Source organism: Streptomyces sp. NBC_00258 (assembly GCF_036182465.1).
Classification (GTDB): domain Bacteria; phylum Actinomycetota; class Actinomycetes; order Streptomycetales; family Streptomycetaceae; genus Streptomyces.
Map to the genome: position 1 here is coordinate 9,622,568 of NZ_CP108081.1, position 18,534 is coordinate 9,641,101.

Sequence of the window (18,534 nt, forward strand, 5' to 3'; positions counted from 1 at the left end):
ACCACCTGTGCGTCAGCCCGTCGTCTCCCCACCCTTCCGGGTGGGTGAGGCTTCGGGCTTTCGCATGTCCAAAGGCTCCGGCAGCCCGCGCGGCGGCGGCAGCGCACCGAGCAGCTGAGGCCGGGTGTGCCCGAGTGCCCGCCCCACGGCCGCCTGCCGGCCGAGCCGCGCACCGGCGCGTACGCACTCCTCGTACCGCTCGTCGCCCAGCCGTTCCCGGGCCGTCGCCTCGCACTGTTCGTGCGGGGCGTTGTAGTAGGCGGAGCCGAACAGAGGCAGGCCCACCGACGGCCACATCCGGGACGCGGAGCCCTGGAGGACCGCGGCCTCGGCGGCGTCGCCCTCCGCCGCCGTGATCAGCGCGAGCAGCTCCATCGCCAGGACCGTGCCGAGCAGGTCGTTGAAGACGTGGTTGATGTCCAGGCACTCGACCAGCAACCGCCGGGCGCCCGGCAGATCGCCCCCGGTCCAGGCCGCGTACGCCAGGACGTACAGCGCGTACGCGAGGGTCCAGCGCTCGCCGTGGTCCACACAGACCCGGCGCACGTCCTCGCACAGCCGGACCGCGCCCGGCAGATCGCCCTGGAAGGCCAGCGTCATCGCCAGCTCGACCTGGCCCATCAGGACGTTGCTGTTGAGCTCGCCGATCTCGTGATAGCGGTCGAGCGCCGAACGCAGCAGTGTCTCCGCACGCGCCATGTCGTCGGTGACCAGGGCAAGACAGCCGGTGCGGTGCTCGGCGTAGGCCAGCGCCAGGGGGTTGCCGCTGTGCTCCGCCTTCTCCCGGCACTCGGCGAGCGCGGCGAGCGCCGACACCGTGTCGCCCTGGAGGATCGCCACATAGCCGAGCACCCACAGCGCCTTCAGCCGCGAGCGCTCGTGCTCGGTGTCGAGGAGAACGGTCCGCTCCAGCCAGTGCCGACCCTCCGACAGGCGGCCGCAGCCGACCCAGTAGAACCAGAGCGTGCCCGCGAGGTACTGGCCGAGATGGCCGCCACCCGGCTCGGACAGACACTGCTCCAGCGCGCGGCGCAGATTCGGCAGCTCCGCCTCGACGCGCGCGGCCACCTCGCGCTGCCGGGGCGAGAACCAGTCCAGCTCGCACCAGGTGGCGAGCCCCATGTACCAGTCGCGATGGCGCCGCCGCAGCCGAGCCGTGTCGCCCGTCGCCGCCAGCCAGTCGGCGCCGTACGCCCGGACCGTGTCCAGCATGCGGTAGCGCACACCCGCCGGGCTCTCCTCGCGTGTGACCACCGACTGCGCGAGCAACTCGCCCAGCACGTCGAGGATGTTGTCGGGATGCAGGCCGTCGCCCCCGCACACGTACTCCACGGCCTCCAGGTCGAACTGCCCGGCGAACACCGAGAGCCTCGACCACAGCAGCCGCTCCTCCGGCGTGCACAGCTCATGACTCCAGCCGATCGCCGTCCGCAGCGTCTGATGGCGGGGGAGCGCGTCGCGCCCGCCGCCCGTCAGCAGCCGGAATCGGTCGTCGAGCCGCATCAGCAGCTGCGCGGGGGAGAGGGTCCGCAGCCGTCCCGCCGCCAGCTCGACCGCGAGGGGGATGCCGTCGAGCCGTCGGCACAGTTCGTGCACGTCCGCGCGGTTGCCGTCATGGAGGGTGAAACCCGGTGTGCTCCCGGCCGCCCGGTCCGCGAACAGCTCGGCCGCCTCCCGCTCGGTCAGCGGCGCCAGCGGGAACAGCTGCTCGCCCTCCACCGCCAGCGGCCTGCGCCCCACGGCGAGCACCCGCAGCCCCGGCGCCCGCCGCAGCAATTCACCGACCAGCGAGGCACACGCGTCCACCAGATGCTCGAACCCGTCCAGTACGAGCAGGAGTTGACGCTTGGCCAGATGGTCGAGCAGCACCTGACGCGGCGGCCGGGACGTGTGATCCGTCAGGCCGAGGGCCTCGACGACCGCGTACTCGACGAGCTCCGCCTCCCGCACCGCGGCCAGCTCCACGCGCCACACCCCGTCGCGCGGCCGGGTTCTGGCCGCCGCGCGCGCCGCGAGCCGTGACTTGCCGACCCCGCCGAGCCCCGTCACGGTGACCAGGCGTGCCGCGCCGAGGGCCGCACCCAATTGCGTGAGTTCGGCCGCGCGGCCCACGAACGCGTTGAGCTCCAGGGGCAGATTCCCGGCCCGGTGACCGCCGGCCCCCGCACCGGAACGCTGAGAACGTCGCATGGGGAACGGAGCGTACTCATCCGTAAGCACTCCGTACAATCGCTTCGTGCAACTCCGGCTCCGGCGGGCGGTAATCCGGTACGGAGCGGCAGCCCCGGCGCGATAGGCTCGGGGGACGACTTTTCGATGTTTTCGATGTTGAGGCACGATCCAGGGAGCGGGTGCGCAGTGTCCGGTGGAGAGGTGGCCGGGATCCTGGTGGCCGTCTTCTGGGCGATCCTGGTCTCCTTCCTCGCGGTGGCACTCGCGAGGCTGGCCCAGACGCTCAGGGCGACCACCAAGCTCGTCGCGGACGTGACCGACCAGGCCGTCCCGCTGCTGGCAGACGCCTCCTCGGCCGTGCGCTCCGCACAGACCCAGATCGACCGGGTGGACGCCATCGCGTCGGACGTCCAGGAGGTCACGTCGAACGCGTCGGCGCTCTCCACGACCGTCGCCTCCACCTTCGGCGGCCCGCTCGTGAAGGTCGCGGCGTTCGGCTACGGCGTGCGCCGGGCCATCGGCGGCCGCCGCGAGGACGCGCCCGCCAAGCCCGCGCGACGCACCGTGATCGTGGGCCGCACCGTCCCGTCGGCGCGACGGGGAAAGCGGAAGAAGGACTGACGCAGCGATGTTCCGCCGTACGTTCTGGTTCACCGCGGGCGCAGCCGCCGGTGTGTGGGCCACCACCAAGGTCAACCGCAAGCTCAGGCAGCTGACGCCCGAGAGCCTCGCGGCCCAGGCAGCCAACAAGGCGGTCGAAGCGGGCCACCGCATCAAGGACTTCGCACTCGACGTCCGCGACGGCATGGTCCAGCGGGAGGCGGAACTCGGCGAGGTGCTCGGGCTGAACGCGGATCCCGAACTGCCCTCCCCGCGTCGCGTCGCCGCCATCGAGAACAGCAACGACCCGAAGTACAGCAAGAACCCGACGTATGTCGAGAGGTCGACGTACTCGTACAACCGGAATGAGGACCACTGATGGAGTCGGCCGAGATTCGTCGCCGCTGGTTGAGCTTCTTCGAGGAGCGCGGTCACACCGTCGTCCCTTCGGCGTCGCTCATCGCGGACGACCCGACTCTGCTCCTGGTCCCGGCCGGCATGGTGCCCTTCAAGCCCTACTTCCTGGGTGAGGTCAAGCCGCCGTTCGCCCGCGCCACCAGCGTCCAGAAGTGCGTCCGTACACCGGACATCGAAGAGGTCGGCAAGACCACCCGGCACGGCACGTTCTTCCAGATGTGCGGCAACTTCTCCTTCGGCGACTACTTCAAGGAAGGCGCCATCAAGTACGCCTGGGAGCTGCTCACCAGCCCCCAGGACAAGGGCGGTTACGGCCTGGAGCCGGAGAAGCTCTGGATCACCGTGTACCTGGAGGACGACGAGGCCGAGCGCATCTGGCACGAGGTCGTCGGCGTGCCCAAGGAGCGCATCCAGCGCCTCGGAAAGAAGGACAACTACTGGTCCATGGGCGTCCCGGGCCCCTGCGGCCCGTGTTCCGAGATCAACTACGACCGCGGCCCCGAGTTCGGCGTCGAGGGCGGCCCGGCCGTCAACGACGAGCGGTACGTGGAGATCTGGAACCTGGTCTTCATGCAGTACGAGCGCGGCGAGGGCACCTCGAAGGAGGACTTCGAGATCCTCGGCGACCTGCCGAGCCAGAACATCGACACCGGCCTCGGCCTGGAACGCCTCGCCATGATTCTGCAGGACGTGCAGAACCTGTACGAGATCGACACCTCCATGGCCGTCATCAAGAAGGCCACCGAGCTGACCGGCGTCGAGTACGGCAGCGGCAAGGACTCCGACGTCTCCCTGCGCGTGGTCACCGACCACATGCGGACGTCCGTGATGCTCATCGGTGACGGTGTCACCCCGGGCAACGAGGGCCGCGGCTATGTGCTGCGCCGCATCATGCGCCGCGCCATCCGCAACATGCGTCTGCTGGGCGCCACGGGTCCGGTGGTCAAGGACCTCGTCGACACCGTCATCGAGATGATGGGCCAGCAGTACCCGGAACTCGTCACCGACCGCAAGCGCATCGAGACCGTGGCCGTCGCCGAGGAGAACGCCTTCGTCAAGACGCTGAAGGCCGGCACGAACATCCTCGACACCGCCGTCACGGAGACCAAGGCCGCCGGCGGCCAGGTCCTCGCCGGCGACAAGGCCTTCCTGCTCCACGACACCTGGGGCTTCCCGATCGACCTCACCCTGGAGATGGCCGCCGAACAGGGCCTCTCCGTGGACGAGGACGGCTTCCGGCGCCTGATGAAGGAGCAGCGGGAGCGCGCCAAGGCCGACGCCAAGTCCAAGAAGACCGGCCACGCCGACATGGGCGCCTACCGCGAGATCGCCGACGCCGCCGGCGAGACCGACTTCATCGGCTACTCGGACACCGAGGGCGAGTCCACCGTCGTCGGCATCCTCGTCGACGGTGTCTCCTCGCCGGCCGCCACCGAGGGCGACGAGGTCGAGATCGTCCTCGACCGCACCCCGTTCTACGCCGAGGGCGGCGGCCAGATCGGCGACACCGGCCGCATCAAGATCGACACCGGTGCCATCGTCGAGATCCGTGACTGCCAGAAGCCGGTCCCGGGGGTGTACGTCCACAAGGGTGTCGTCCAGGTCGGCGAGGTGACCGTCGGTGCCAAGGCCCAAGCCGTCATCGACGTACGCCGCCGCACGGCCATCGCCCGCGCCCACTCGGCCACGCACCTCACGCACCAGGCCCTGCGCGACGCCCTCGGCCCGACGGCCGCCCAGGCCGGTTCCGAGAACCAGCCCGGCCGTTTCCGCTTCGACTTCGGCTCCCCGGCCGCCGTGCCCACGGCCGTGATGACGGACGTCGAGCAGAAGATCAACGAGGTGCTCGCCCGTGACCTGGACGTCCACGCCGAGATCCTGAGCATCGACGAGGCCAAGAAGCAGGGCGCCATCGCCGAGTTCGGCGAGAAGTACGGCGAGCGCGTCCGGGTCGTGACCATCGGCGACTTCTCCAAGGAGCTGTGCGGCGGTACGCACGTGCACAACACCGCCCAGCTGGGCCTGGTGAAGCTGCTCGGCGAGTCGTCGATCGGTTCCGGTGTACGCCGTATCGAGGCCCTGGTGGGCGTCGACGCCTACAACTTCCTCGCCCGCGAGCACACGGTCGTCGCCCAGCTCCAGGAGCTGATCAAGGGACGTCCGGAGGAGCTCCCGGAGAAGGTCTCCGCCATGCTCGGCAAGCTGAAGGACGCCGAGAAGGAGATCGAGAAGTTCCGCGCCGAGAAGGTGCTGCAGGCCGCCGCCGGTCTCGCCGGATCCGCCAAGGACGTGCAGGGCATCGCACTTGTCACCGGCCAGGTACCGGACGGCACGAGCGCCGACGACCTGCGCAGGCTGGTCCTCGACGTCCGTGGCCGCATCCAGGGCGGTCGGGCCGCCGTGGTGGCCCTGTTCACGACGGTCAACGGCAAGCCGCTGACGGTCATCGCCACCAACGAAGCCGCTCGCGAGCGCGGCCTCAAGGCCGGTGACCTGGTGCGTACGGCCGCCAAGACCCTCGGTGGCGGCGGTGGCGGCAAGCCGGACGTCGCCCAGGGCGGCGGCCAGAACCCGGCCGCCATCGGTGACGCCGTCGACGCCGTCGAGCGCCTCGTGGCCGAGACCGCCAAGTGAGCGAGGGCGAGCGGGTCATGCGCCGCGGCCGCCGTCTCGCCATCGACGTCGGGGACGCCCGGATCGGGGTCGCCTCGTGCGACCCCGACGGGATCCTCGCCACTCCGGTGGAGACCGTGCCGGGACGCGATGTCCCCGCCGCCCACCGGCGCTTGAAGCAGCTCGTCGAGGAGTACGAACCGATCGAGGTCGTCGTCGGACTCCCTCGCTCCCTCAAGGGGGGCGAGGGCCCGGCGGCCGTCAAGGTCCGCGCCTTCGCACAGGAGCTCGCCCGGGGGATCGCACCCGTTCCGGTGCGGCTCGTGGACGAGAGGATGACCACAGTGACGGCCAGTCAGGGACTGCGCGCCTCGGGCGTGAAGTCCAAGAAGGGCAGATCGGTCATTGACCAGGCAGCGGCCGTGATCATCCTCCAGCAGGCACTGGAGTCCGAACGGGCGTCAGGTACATCTCCGGGCGAGGGCGTCGAAGTGGTCATCTGATCGCGGTACGGTAACGTTCCGCGCGATGCGGTGGTGTTCGAATAACCTCCGCACAGGAGAGAGGCGGACGGGAGCCGAGCCACAGCCACCGCGACCGCCGCCTCGCGGCTCTAGGGGATCGATGACTGAGTATGGCCGGGGCCCAGGCTCCGAACCGTGGCATCCGGAGGACCCGTTGTACGGGGACGGCGGATGGGGAGGACAGGAGGCCGACGCGGCCCAGTCCCCCTACGGCGGCCAGCCGCAGCACCACCCGCAGGAGCCGCAGCAGCAGTACGGCGACTGGGGAGCCGCCCAGCAGGCTGGCTACGACCAGGGCCAGCAGCAGTACTACTCCCAGGGTCACCAGCAGCAGTACGTCCAGGATCAGCAGTACGGCGGTCAGGCTCCGCAGCAGTACAACAACGGCCAGGGTGGCCAGGGGTACCACGACCAGGGCGGTCAGCAGTACAACGGCGGCCAGCAGTACGGCGACGGCCGGCAGTACAACGGTCAGCAGTACGACAACGGCCAGCAGTACAACGGTGGCTGGAACAACACGGGCCAGCAGCACCCACAACAGCACCAGCAGAACCAGCAGCAGCCCCAGGTCCCGTACGGCGTCGATCCGAACGATCCCTACGGCGGCCAGGCCGCCGCGTACGGCGGTCAGCAGCCCGACTACTACGGGACCCCCGACGCGTATCCGCCGCCGGAGCCGCCGAGCCGCCGTGGAGTCGAGCCGGAACCGCCGCAGACCGACTGGGATCCGGGCCCCGACCAGGGTGAGCACGCGTTCTTCGCGGGTGGCAATGACGACGACGATGACGACGACTTCGAGGACGACGCCAAAGGCCGTCGGCGCGGCAAGGCCGGAAAAGGCGACAAGGGAAGCAAGGGCAAAGGCGAGAAGAAGAGCCGGAGCGGCTCTGCCTGCCTGGTCGTGACGCTCGTCCTCACCGGATTGGTCGGCGGCGTCGGCTATTTCGGCTACCAGTTCTACCAGGATCGTTTCGGCTCGGCGCCGGACTACGCGGGTGACGGCACGAGCGACCAGGTGACCGTCGTGATCCCCAAGGGCTCCTTCGGATCGGTGATCGGCCAGAAGCTCAAGGCCGCGGGAGTGGTCAAGAGTGTCGACGCCTTCGTGTCGGCCCAGGGGAAGAATCCGGACGGGGGCAAGATCCAGGCGGGCTCCTATCTGCTCAAGAAGGAGATGTCCGCAGAAAGCGCTGTCGCGCTGATGCTCGACCCCAAGAGCCAGAACAACCTGGTCGTCAGGGAAGGCCAGCGGAACGTCACGGTCTACGCGGCGATCGACAAACAGCTGGGGCTTTCCAAGGGCACCACCGCGGATGTCGCCGAGAAGAAGTACAAGAGTCTCGGACTTCCGGACTGGGCGGACAACGACAGCGACATCAAGGACCCGCTGGAAGGATTCCTCTATCCGGCGACCTACCCCGCCGCCAAGGGAATGAAGCCCGAGGCGGTCCTGAAGGAAATGGTGTCGCAGGCCAAGCAGGAGTACGCCAAGTACGACCTGGAGAAGAAGGCCAAGGAACTCAACCTGAACGACCCGTTGCAGGTCATCACGGTTGCGAGCCTCGTCCAGGCCGAAGGAATCACGCACGACGACTTCAAGAAGATGGCCGCCGTCGTCTACAACCGACTGAAGTCGACGAACGACGTCACCAACCAGAAGCTCGAGTTCGACTCGACGTACAACTACCTCAAGGGTCAGAGCAAGATCGACATTGCGACGAGCGAGATCCGCAACTACGACGACCCGTACAACACGTACTTCTACAAGGGTCTTCCGCCCGGGCCGATCGGAAATCCGGGTCAGGACGCGCTGAAGGCGTCGGTGGGTCCGGACGGCGGTGCGTGGATGTTCTTCATCTCCATCGACGGGAAGAAGACGGACTTCACCAAGACCTTGAGCGAGCACGAGAAACTGGTTAAGGAATTCAATGAACGGCGCAACAAGGACTGACGGAGACCGGAAGCGTCGAGCCGCCGTACTCGGTTCCCCGATCGCTCATTCCCTCTCCCCGGTGCTGCACCGTGCCGCGTACGAGGAACTGGGCCTCGACGACTGGTCGTACGACCGTTTCGAGGTCGACGAGGCGGCTCTTCCGGGATTCGTCGGGAAACTCGGTCCCGAATGGGCCGGGCTGTCGCTGACCATGCCGCTGAAGCGGGCGGTCATTCCACTGCTCGACGAGATCAGTGAGACCGCGTCCGCCGTCGAGGCCGTGAACACGGTGGTGTTCACCGAGGACGGGCGGCGCCTCGGCGACAACACCGACGTCCCCGGGATGGTCGCCGCCCTGCGTGAGCGGGGGATCGAGCAGGTGGACTCCGCCGCGATCCTCGGCGCGGGAGCCACCGCCTCCTCCGCGCTGGCCGCCCTTGCGCGGATCTGCACCGGCGAGGTCGTCGCATACGTCCGCAGCCAGGCGCGCGCCGCCGAGATGCGGCAGTGGGGCGAGCGGCTCGACGTAGAGGTGCGTACGGAGGATTGGGCGGACGCGGAGCATGCCCTGCGCGCGCCGCTCGTCATCGCGACCACGCCGGCGGGTACGACCGATGGCCTCTCCTTCGTGGTCCCCGAGCGGCCCGCCACGCTCTTCGACGTGCTGTACGACCCGTGGCCCACCGCGCTCGCGGCGCGCTGGTCGGCGTACGGGGGAGCCGTCGTCAGCGGCCTCGACCTGCTGGTGCACCAGGCGGTGCTCCAGGTCGAGCAGATGACCGGGCGGGTGCCGGCCCCGCTGGACGCCATGCGGACAGCAGGCGAGAAGGCGCTCGCGAGCAGGTAGGACCGGCCTATACGATTCGGCCTTCGGTTCCGCAGGGGGCGGAACTCGGGGGAGCCGGGGGGCTGATCCATGCATGTGACGCTGGCGTCGTGGAAGTCTGAGATCTTCGATGTGGTGCTGCGCTTTCTGCCGGACTGGGTGCAGATCGCCGTGCTCTGTCTCGTGGTGGCCGTCGTTCTCGCGACCTGGGCCTACAAGCTGAAGCACAAGCTCGCTTACCGGCGAGCGGTGCGCGCGGGGCGGCCCGTCCACGCGGCGGCGCAGTACGGGCAGGGCCGTGGCGCCGACTACCTGGGCTCCTACGCGCCCCCGACCCGCCAGGACGACGCCACGGCGTGACCCGGCCGCGTCCGCCTGATGGACCTGCGGCGGGGCAGGCGGCGCGGACGTGGGAGGATCGTTACCGGCGGGCCAGGGCCGCGCACCCGGTCGCGCCGTCGCCGTACGCGAGGACGCGCGTACGCAAAGGCAGTACGCAGTACCAGGGCGCGAGCATGAGGAGCACCGTTGAGCAGGTTGCGCTGGCTGACCGCGGGGGAGTCCCACGGTCCCGCACTTGTCGCGACGCTGGAGGGACTTCCCGCCGGCGTGCCGATCACCACGGAGATGGTGGCGGACCACCTGGCCAGGCGGCGCCTCGGGTATGGACGCGGCGCGCGCATGAAGTTCGAGCGCGACGAGATCACCTTCCTGGGCGGCGTACGGCACGGCCTCACCCTGGGCTCTCCGGTCGCGATCATGGTGGGCAACACCGAGTGGCCCAAGTGGGAGCAGGTCATGGCGGCCGACCCCGTCGACCCGCAGATCCTCGCCGAACTGGCCCGCAACGCGCCGCTGACCCGGCCCCGGCCCGGTCACGCCGATCTCGCCGGTATGCAGAAGTACGGCTTCGACGAGGCCCGGCCGATCCTGGAGCGTGCCTCGGCGCGTGAGACGGCGGCCCGGGTGGCGCTGGGCGCGGTGGCGCGTTCGTACCTGAAGGAGACGGCGGGCATCGAGGTCGTCTCGCACGTCGTCGAGCTGGCCGCCGCGAAGGCTCCGTACGGCGTCTACCCGACCCCGGCCGATGTGGAGAGGCTCGACGCCGATCCCGTGCGCTGCCTCGACGCCGACGCGTCGAAGGCGATGGTCGCGGAGATCGACCAGGCCCACAAGGACGGCGACACGCTCGGCGGCGTGGTCGAGGTCCTCGCGTACGACGTGCCGGTGGGCCTCGGCTCGCACGTGCACTGGGACCGGCGGCTCGACGCCCGGCTCGCGGCCGCGCTCATGGGCATCCAGGCCATCAAGGGTGTCGAGGTCGGCGACGGCTTCGATCTGGCACGGGTGCCGGGCTCCAAGGCGCACGACGAGATCGTGCGGACCGACGAGGGCATCAGGCGGACCTCGGGACGCTCCGGCGGCACCGAGGGTGGCCTGACGACCGGCGAACTCCTGCGCGTACGGGCCGCCATGAAGCCCATCGCGACGGTGCCGCGCGCGCTGGCCACCATCGACGTGGCGACCGGTGAGGCGACCAAGGCGCACCACCAGCGCTCGGACGTGTGCGCGGTCCCGGCCGCGGGCATCGTCGCCGAAGCCATGGTGGCGCTGGTTCTCGCGGACGCGGTGGCGGAGAAGTTCGGCGGGGACTCCGTGCCCGAGACACGGCGCAACGTCGAGTCGTACCTCCAGAACCTGGTCGTGCGGTGAGCGCTCCGCGCGTGATCCTGGTCGGCCCGATGGGGGTCGGCAAGTCCACGGTGGGCGAGCTGGTCGCGGAGCGGCTCGGCTGCGCGTACCGGGACACCGACGGCGACATCGTGGCCGAGCAGGGCCGCACCATCGCGGACATCTTCGTCGACGACGGCGAGCCCGCCTTCCGCGCGATCGAGAAGCAGGCGGTGCACCGGGCCCTGGCCGGGTACGACGGCGTGCTGGCACTCGGCGGCGGCGCGATCCTCGACGCCGACACCCGGGCACTGCTGGCCGGACAGCCCGTCGTGTACCTCTCGATGGATGTCGAGGAAGCGGTCAAGCGCACGGGTCTGAACACCGCACGGCCGCTGCTCGCCGTCAACCCGCGCCGGCAGTGGCGCGAGCTGATGGAGGCCCGCCGCCACCTCTACACCGAGGTCGCGACCGCCGTGGTGGCCACCGACGGCCGTACCCCCGAAGAGGTCGCCCAAGCGGTCCTCGACGCACTGGAGTTGAAGGAAGCATGAGCGAGGCAGTGACGCGGATCCACGTCGGCGGCACGGCGGGCAGCGAGCCGTACGAGGTGCTGGTCGGCCGCCAACTGCTCGGTGAGTTGGGCACGTTGGTCGGGGAGCGGGCCAAGCGGGTCGCTGTGATCCACCCCGAGGCGCTCGCCGAGACCGGCGAGGCGCTGCGGGCCGACCTGGCCGGGCAGGGCTTCGAGGCCGTCGCCATCCAGGTGCCCAACGCGGAGGAGGCCAAGACCGCCGAGGTCGCCGCGTACTGCTGGAAGGCGCTCGGACAGTCCGGCTTCACCCGCACCGACGTGATCGTCGGCGTGGGCGGCGGGGCGACCACCGACCTCGCCGGGTTCGTGGCGGCGACCTGGCTGCGCGGAGTGCGCTGGATCGCCATCCCCACCACCGTGCTGGCCATGGTGGACGCGGCGGTCGGCGGAAAGACGGGCATCAACACCGCCGAGGGAAAGAACCTCGTCGGCGCCTTCCACCCGCCCGCCGGTGTGCTGTGCGACCTGGCCGCCCTCGAATCGCTGCCGGTCAACGACTTCGTGTCCGGGCTCGCCGAGATCATCAAGGCAGGCTTCATCGCCGACCCGGCGATCCTCGAACTCATCGAGGCCGACCCGCAGGGCGCCCGCACGCCCGCGGGACCGCACACCGCCGAGCTCATCGAGCGCTCCATCAAGGTCAAGGCCGAGGTCGTCTCGTCCGATCTGAAGGAGTCCGGGCTGCGCGAGATCCTCAACTACGGGCACACGCTCGCCCACGCCATCGAGAAGAACGAGCGCTACGAGTGGCGGCACGGCGCGGCGGTCGCGGTGGGCATGCACTTCGCGGCCGAGCTCGGCCGACTGGCGGGGCGCCTCGACGACGCGACCGCGGACCGGCACCGCACGATCCTGGAGTCGGTCGGGCTGCCGCTGAGCTACCGCTACGACCAGTGGCCCAAGCTCCTGGAGACCATGAAGGTCGACAAGAAGTCCCGCGGCAACCTCCTCCGCTTCATCGTCCTCGACGGCCTGGGCAAGCCCACCGTCCTGGAAGGGCCCGACCCGGCGGTGCTCCTCGCCGCCTACGGCGAAGTGGGCGAATAGCCCCCTCCGGCGACACTTGGTCTGATTTGCCTTGTGCGGAGGGGCACTTCGGACCGGCCCCCGCCGTTCACCAAACGGCGGCCGGGGACGGTACCGTTCGGTAGGGAGTGGGGCGGGTGCCCCGCTCCCAGCGCCAAATTGCCTGCGGCGAGTGAGCCAAAGACACGAGACGGAGTGGCACCGGATGCAGCACGCAGTGGGGTCTCCGCTGCCGCCGCCCCACCAGCCGGGGCACGGACCGGCCGCCGGCTGGTCGCCGGCCGCACAACACTCGGGACCGCACCACCCGGGCGCGCACCCGGGCCCCGCGCCTGCGCCCCAGGGGCCCGCGCCCGTGGGCCCGCCGCCCGGCTTCGCCGGAGCGCCCAGCGGGCCCCCCGCCCCCCATCCACCGGGCCACGCACCCGCCCCGCATCACACGGTCCCGCACCACGCTCCACCGCCGCCGACGCCGGACACCACGGGCCACGTACAGCTGCCGCCGGGCGGTCCCGTCCCGATGCCGAGCCCGCCTCCCGCCGCCGGCACGCCCGATCCGACGTCGACCACCCTCGCCGTCCTGCTCATCGGACCCGCCGGCGCGGGCAAGACGAGCGTCGCCAAGTACTGGGCGGACCACCGCAGGGTGCCCACGGCGCACATCAGCCTGGACGACGTACGCGAATGGGTGCGCTCGGGCTTCGCCGACCCGCAGTCGGGGTGGAACGACCACTCGGAGGCGCAGTATCGTCTCGCCCGCCGCACCTGCGGCTTCGCGGCCCGCAACTTCCTGGCCAACAACATCTCCTGCATCCTCGACGACGCGGTCTTCCCCGACCGGCCCGTCGTCGGCCTCGGCGGCTGGAAGCGGCACGTCGGTCCCGGCCTGCTGCCGGTCGTCCTCCTGCCGGGCCTGGAGATAGTCCTGGAGCGCAACGCCGAGCGCTCCGGAAACCGCCGCCTCACCGACGAGGAGGTCGCCCGCATCCACGGCCGCATGGCGGGCTGGTACGGCTCGGGCCTCCCGATCATCGACAACTCCCAACTGGACGTCCCCCAGACGGCCCGAGTCCTGGACGACGTACTGGCAAGGTCGATCGCAAGCCCGCCGCAGTGGTAGAGGACTGATAGGGAACTCTGGAGAGGGGCCGAGCCCCTCCCACCTCAGGGGCGCGGGGAACTGCGCGACAAGCCCCCACCCACCCGCACCCGGCACACAACCTCCTGCCGCACCCCGCCCCCCGTCCGGAACCCCCACTCGGCCTCCCCCAACCGGCGCCAACCCCGCGGAGCTCATACGCTCGGGTCATGTCAGAGGCGTACGCGGCCCGCCGCGACCGGCTGAGAGAGCGCTGCACGGCGAGCGGCAGCGCAACCGCGCTGATCTCCCGCCCCGCCAACGTCCGCTACCTCGCGGGCGTGGCCCCTCACGGCGCCGTTCTCCTGCTGGGAAAGACCGAGGACCTGCTCGTGTACGGCGGTCCCCCCCAAACCCCGCTCGACGAGGGCAGGCCCGACGAGGCTCTCCGGGTGCACACGCTGGCGAGCCCCGGCGGCGACCCCGCCGTCGCCGCGGCGGACCTCGCCGCGGCCCAGGGCGCCGACTCCCTCGCCGTCGAGGAACACCACCTGACCGTGACCCGGCACCGGGCGATCGGCTCGGTTGCTCCCCGGCTCCGCCTCGGCGACCTCGGCGCAGCCGTCGAGCAGCTGCGTGTGATCAAGGACGAGGAGGAGATCTCCTGTCTGCGCATCGGCGCGGAGATCGCCGACCAGGCACTGAGCGAGCTCCTGGAATCCATCCTCGTCGGCCGCACCGAACGCCATCTCGCCCTGGAACTCGAACGCCGCCTGGTCGACCACGGCGCCGACGGCCCGGCCTTCACGACCTCGGTCGGTACGGGCCCGAACTCCGGTCGCCGCGGCCACCGTCCCACCGACCGCCGGGTCGAAGAAGGAGATTTCCTCTCCGTCTGCCTCGGCGCGACCTACCGCGGATACCGCTGCGAGATCGGCCGTACCTTCGTCATCGGGACCTCGCCCGCCGACTGGCAGATCGAGCTGTACGACCTCGTCTTCGCATCCCAGCGGGCCGGCCGCGAGGCCCTCGTGCCCGGCGCCGCCTACCGTGACGTGGACCGTGCGGCCCGCCAGGTTCTCGACTCCGCGGGGTATACGGACGGCCTTCCTCCGCTGACCGGACACGGTGTGGGGCTCGAAATCGACGAGGACCCGCAGCTGGCCCCCGCGGCCATGGGTAAACTGGACGCTTGCGTGCCGGTCACCGTCGAACCGGGGGTCCACATCCCGGGCCGGGGCGGTGTCCGGATCGATGACACGCTCGTCGTGCGCCCCGAGGCGGACGGCGGACCCGAGCTACTCACCATCACGACCAAGGAGCTGCTCGCGCTCTAGCTTCCCGCTGTGCGCGTGTTCCGGGGTCGTCCACGTCAGTCCAGGAGATTCCGCAACCGTGGCTTCCACGAACGACCTCAAGAACGGCCTGGTGCTCAAGCTCGAAGGCGGCCAGCTCTGGTCCGTCGTCGAGTTCCAGCACGTCAAGCCCGGCAAGGGCCCGGCCTTCGTGCGCACCAAGCTGAAGAACGTGCTTTCCGGCAAGGTCGTCGACAAGACGTTCAACGCCGGCGTCAAGGTCGAGACGGCCACTGTCGACAAGCGTGACATGCAGTTCTCGTACATGGACGGCGAGTACTTCGTCTTCATGGACATGGAGACCTACGACCAGCTCATGGTCGACCGCAAGGCCGTCGGCGACGCCGCGAACTTCCTGATCGAGGGCTTCACCGCCACCGTCGCCCAGCACGAGGGCGAGGTGCTCTTCGTCGAGCTGCCGGCCGCCGTCGAGCTGGTCATCCAGGAGACCGAGCCGGGCGTCCAGGGCGACCGCTCCACCGGCGGCACCAAGCCCGCCACCCTGGAGACCGGTTACCAGATCCAGGTCCCGCTCTTCATCACCACCGGTGAGAAGATCAAGGTCGACACCCGTTCGAGCGACTACCTCGGCCGGGTGAACAGCTAACCGTGGCTGCCCGCAATACGGCCCGCAAGCGCGCCTTCCAGATCCTCTTCGAGGGTGATCAGCGTGGCGTGGACGTCCAGACGGTCCTGGGTGACTGGATCCGGCACTCCCGGACCGACACCCGGCAGCCGCCGGTGAGCGAGTACACCATGCAGCTCGTCGAGGGCTACGCGAAGTACGCGAAGCGCATCGACGAGCTGATCTCGCAGTACGCGGTGAGCTGGACGCTCGACAGGATGCCGGTCGTCGACCGCAACATCCTGCGGCTGGGCGCCTATGAGCTGATCTGGGTCGACGAGACCCCGGATGCCGTGGTGCTCGACGAGGCCGTGCAGCTCGCCAAGGAGTTCTCCACGGACGAGTCGCCCGCCTTTGTGAACGGTCTGCTCGGCCGGTTCAAGGAGCTCAAGTCGTCGCTTCGGCGCGACGAGGTCTGAACGTGAGGGGGCCGCGCGTTTCGTTGTAGCGTGCGGGCCGTCCTGGGCTTGTCGCGCAGTTCCCCGCGCCCCTGAGGAACGCCGGAGGGGCCCCAGCGATCTCGCTGGGGCCCCTCCGGCGTTCCCGTACCTCCGGCGTCCCCGAGGCCCGCAGAAAGCCGCCGGGGTGGCCGGAACCGTCTGGTTCCGGCCACCCCGGCGGCACGTTTCTTCTCAGTCCCCGTACGGGTCAGGCGTCCTCGTGGGAGACCGCGCGGCGCGCGTCGGCGTCCAGGACGCCCCAGCTGATCAGCTGCTCGGTGAGGACCGAGGGGGACTGGTCGTAGATGACGGCGAGCGTGCGCAGGTCGTCCTGGCGGATCGACAGCACCTTGCCGTTGTAGTCGCCGCGCTGGGACTGGATCGTCGCCGCGTAGCGCTGCAGGGGGCCCGCCTTCTCGGCCGGCACGTGGGCCAGCCGCTCCAGGTCCAGGACCAGCTTCGGCGGCGGCTCGGCGGCTCCGCCCGGAGTGGTGCCCGGCAGCAGCTCCTGCACCGGCACGCCGTAGAAGTCCGCCAGCTCGGCGAGACGCTGTACGGTCACGGCGCGGTCGCCGCGCTCATAGGAACCGACCACGACCGCCTTCCAGCGGCCCTGGGACTTCTCCTCGACGCCGTGGAGGGAAAGGCCCTGCTGGGTGCGGATGGCGCGGAGCTTGGCCCCGAGCTGTTTGGCGTATTCGCTGGACATATAGCTCCCCGGCACTGTGTCGACGTGCGGCTCGGCCGCGCGGCTGGTGACTCACTGTGAGGTTACGCAGCGTGACTCTGCCTCGTCAAGCCGAATGGTCCGGACCGACCCTTCCGTGGGAGCCCGGTACGGCTGGTGCCAAGGGGGTGATCAGGGGCGTTGCCGGGCTGGTACCGTGGTTGGCGCAATTCCGACGTCCTTTAATGATCCGTCCCGTGAGGCGGAGAAGGAGGTCCGTTTCGTATGGACTCAGAGCAGGACAAGCAGCAGTACGAGGCCGACGCACGGCCCGTTCTGGAAGCCCCCGACATCGCGCGGGTGCTGACCCGCATCGCCCACGAGATCGTCGAACGCGCCAAGGGCGCCGACGACGTGGTGCTTCTCGGCATCCCGACCAGAGGCGTCTTCCTCGCCCAGCGGCTGGCCGCCAAGCTCGAAGAGATCACCGACCGCAAGATCCCGGTCGGTTCCCTCGACATCACCATGTACCGCGACGACCTGCGCATGCACCCGCCGCGGGCGCTGGCCCGTACGGACATCCCCGGTGACGGCATCGACGGCCGCCTGGTCGTCCTCGTCGACGACGTGCTCTTCTCCGGCCGCACCATCCGGGCAGCCCTCGACGCGCTGAACGACATAGGGCGTCCCCGTGCGGTACAGCTCGCGGTCCTCGTCGACAGAGGTCACCGCGAACTCCCGATCCGCGCCGACTACGTCGGCAAGAACCTCCCCACGTCGTTGCGGGAGACGGTCAAGGTCCAGCTCGCCGAGGAGGACGGTCGCGACACCGTGCTGCTCGGTGTGAAGCAGACCGCCCGGCCCGGCGAGCGGTAGCTGCACTCAGCCGTACGTCCGCCCGTACGACCCGAGTGCGCCTCCGCGCGCCCGCGCCCGGCCGGCTGTGCCCTTCCGAGGGACACCTCCCGGGCCCCCGCTTCCCGACCTGAACTGCCTTACGGAGCCTGACAGATGCAGCGTCATCTCATCTCGGCCGCCGACCTCACCCGCGACGACGCCGTCCTGATCCTCGACACCGCCGAGGAGATGGCCCGGGTCGCCGACCGGCCGATCAAGAAACTGCCGACCCTGCGCGGCCGGACCGTCGTCAACCTCTTCTTCGAGGACTCCACCCGGACGAGGATCTCGTTCGAGGCCGCGGAGAAGCGTCTCTCCGCGGACGTGATCAACTTCACCGCCAAGGGATCAAGCGTCTCCAAGGGCGAGTCCCTGAAGGACACCGCGCAGACCCTCGAAGCCATGGGCGTCGACGCCGTCGTCATCCGGCACGGCGCCTCCGGAGCCCCGTACCGGCTCGCCACCTCCGGCTGGATCGACGCCGCCGTCATCAACGCGGGAGACGGCACCCACCAGCACCCCACGCAGGCCCTGCTCGACGCCTTCACCATGCGCCGCCGGCTCGTCGGCCGGGACGCGGGCCTCGGTCAGGACCTGGCAGGCAAGCGCATCACGCTCGTCGGCGACATCCTGCACAGCCGGGTCGCCCGCTCGAACGTCGACCTGCTGCACACCCTCGGCGCCGAGGTCACCCTCGTGGCCCCGCCGACCCTGGTGCCCGTCGGCGTCGAGTCCTGGCCCTGCGAGGTCTCGTACGACCTGGACAGCACGCTCTCCAAGTCCGACGCCGTGATGCTGCTGCGTGTGCAGCGCGAGCGGATGAACGCGGCGTTCTTCCCGACCGAGCGCGAGTACTCGCGGCGCTACGGGCTCGACGGCGACCGGATGGCGAAGATGCCCGAGCACGCCATCGTGATGCACCCCGGGCCGATGGTCCGCGGCATGGAGATCACCGCCGAGGTCGCCGACTCCGGGCGCTGCACCGCCATCGAGCAGGTCGCCAACGGCGTCTCGATCCGGATGGCCGTGCTCTACCTGCTTCTCGGCGGCAACGAACCCGCCGTCACCCACACCCGTACCGAGGAGAAGTAAGTC

General features: G+C 70.0%; 18 protein-coding genes. 16 read left to right on the top strand and 2 right to left on the bottom strand.

Annotated elements, in window-relative coordinates:
- Positions 1 to 12: 12 nt before the first annotated feature.
- Positions 13 to 2,190: an ATP-binding protein gene (locus tag OG718_RS42855; RefSeq protein ID WP_328846694.1), complete on the bottom strand. Its 2,178-nt coding sequence runs from the start codon at positions 2,188 to 2,190 to the stop codon at positions 13 to 15.
- Between the two features lie 135 nt (positions 2,191 to 2,325).
- On the opposite strand from OG718_RS42855, the gene OG718_RS42860 reads away from it, so the two are divergent.
- The 14 genes from OG718_RS42860 (at position 2,326) to nusB (ending at position 15,854) form a co-directional block, all read left to right on the top strand.
- Positions 2,326 to 2,793: a DUF948 domain-containing protein gene (locus OG718_RS42860; protein WP_143635401.1), complete on the top strand. Its 468-nt coding sequence runs from the start codon at positions 2,326 to 2,328 to the stop codon at positions 2,791 to 2,793.
- 7 nt (positions 2,794 to 2,800) lie between these two features.
- Entirely contained in the window at positions 2,801 to 3,151 is a 351-nt protein-coding gene (locus OG718_RS42865) for a DUF6167 family protein (RefSeq protein ID WP_143635400.1), read from the top strand.
- A complete protein-coding gene (alaS, locus tag OG718_RS42870; protein ID WP_328846695.1) occupies positions 3,151 to 5,823 on the top strand; it encodes an alanine--tRNA ligase in 2,673 nt (890 codons plus the stop codon). The genes OG718_RS42865 and alaS overlap by 1 nt, the downstream gene beginning before the upstream one ends.
- A gap of 17 nt (positions 5,824 to 5,840) precedes the next feature.
- On the top strand, positions 5,841 to 6,305 hold the full coding sequence (ruvX, locus tag OG718_RS42875; protein WP_306943765.1) for a Holliday junction resolvase RuvX: 465 nt from the start codon (positions 5,841 to 5,843) through the stop codon (positions 6,303 to 6,305).
- A gap of 121 nt (positions 6,306 to 6,426) precedes the next feature.
- On the top strand, positions 6,427 to 8,277 hold the full coding sequence (gene mltG, locus OG718_RS42880; RefSeq protein ID WP_328846696.1) for an endolytic transglycosylase MltG: 1,851 nt from the start codon (positions 6,427 to 6,429) through the stop codon (positions 8,275 to 8,277).
- Positions 8,255 to 9,106, top strand: coding sequence for a shikimate dehydrogenase (locus tag OG718_RS42885; protein WP_143635395.1), 852 nt, complete (start codon positions 8,255 to 8,257; stop codon positions 9,104 to 9,106). The genes mltG and OG718_RS42885 overlap by 23 nt, the downstream gene beginning before the upstream one ends.
- 69 nt (positions 9,107 to 9,175) lie before the next feature.
- Positions 9,176 to 9,445: a hypothetical protein gene (locus OG718_RS42890; protein WP_306940987.1), complete on the top strand. Its 270-nt coding sequence runs from the start codon at positions 9,176 to 9,178 to the stop codon at positions 9,443 to 9,445.
- A gap of 168 nt (positions 9,446 to 9,613) precedes the next feature.
- Positions 9,614 to 10,798, top strand: a complete 1,185-nt coding sequence (gene aroC / locus OG718_RS42895; RefSeq protein WP_143635391.1) for a chorismate synthase — start codon at positions 9,614 to 9,616, stop codon at positions 10,796 to 10,798.
- Between the two features lie 29 nt (positions 10,799 to 10,827).
- The gene (locus tag OG718_RS42900; protein WP_143636023.1) at positions 10,828 to 11,310 is read left to right on the top strand and encodes a shikimate kinase; all 483 of its coding nucleotides are present in this window, start codon (positions 10,828 to 10,830) and stop codon (positions 11,308 to 11,310) included.
- Entirely contained in the window at positions 11,307 to 12,398 is a 1,092-nt protein-coding gene (aroB, locus tag OG718_RS42905) for a 3-dehydroquinate synthase (protein WP_143635389.1), read from the top strand. The genes OG718_RS42900 and aroB overlap by 4 nt, the downstream gene beginning before the upstream one ends.
- Before the next feature lie 184 nt (positions 12,399 to 12,582).
- The gene (locus OG718_RS42910) at positions 12,583 to 13,497 is read left to right on the top strand and encodes a Pro-rich N-terminal domain-containing protein (protein WP_328846697.1); all 915 of its coding nucleotides are present in this window, start codon (positions 12,583 to 12,585) and stop codon (positions 13,495 to 13,497) included.
- Between the two features lie 188 nt (positions 13,498 to 13,685).
- Complete coding sequence (locus OG718_RS42915) at positions 13,686 to 14,792, top strand: aminopeptidase P family protein (RefSeq protein ID WP_328846698.1); 1,107 nt, start codon at positions 13,686 to 13,688, stop codon at positions 14,790 to 14,792.
- A 58-nt stretch (positions 14,793 to 14,850) separates the two neighbouring features.
- On the top strand, positions 14,851 to 15,417 hold the full coding sequence (gene efp, locus OG718_RS42920) for an elongation factor P (RefSeq protein WP_055613844.1): 567 nt from the start codon (positions 14,851 to 14,853) through the stop codon (positions 15,415 to 15,417).
- Positions 15,418 to 15,419: 2 nt separating this feature from the next.
- On the top strand, positions 15,420 to 15,854 hold the full coding sequence (nusB, locus tag OG718_RS42925) for a transcription antitermination factor NusB (RefSeq protein WP_143635383.1): 435 nt from the start codon (positions 15,420 to 15,422) through the stop codon (positions 15,852 to 15,854).
- 229 nt (positions 15,855 to 16,083) lie between these two features.
- Here the strand turns inward: nusB and bldD are convergent, their stop codons facing one another.
- Entirely contained in the window at positions 16,084 to 16,584 is a 501-nt protein-coding gene (bldD, locus tag OG718_RS42930) for a transcriptional regulator BldD (protein WP_027751102.1), read from the bottom strand.
- 243 nt (positions 16,585 to 16,827) lie between these two features.
- Here bldD and pyrR point away from each other — a divergent pair, with 243 nt between their 5' ends.
- Complete coding sequence (gene pyrR / locus OG718_RS42935; protein WP_143635381.1) at positions 16,828 to 17,418, top strand: bifunctional pyr operon transcriptional regulator/uracil phosphoribosyltransferase PyrR; 591 nt, start codon at positions 16,828 to 16,830, stop codon at positions 17,416 to 17,418.
- Positions 17,419 to 17,553: 135 nt separating this feature from the next.
- On the top strand, positions 17,554 to 18,531 hold the full coding sequence (locus OG718_RS42940) for an aspartate carbamoyltransferase catalytic subunit (RefSeq protein ID WP_143635379.1): 978 nt from the start codon (positions 17,554 to 17,556) through the stop codon (positions 18,529 to 18,531).
- Positions 18,532 to 18,534 lie beyond the last annotated feature (3 nt).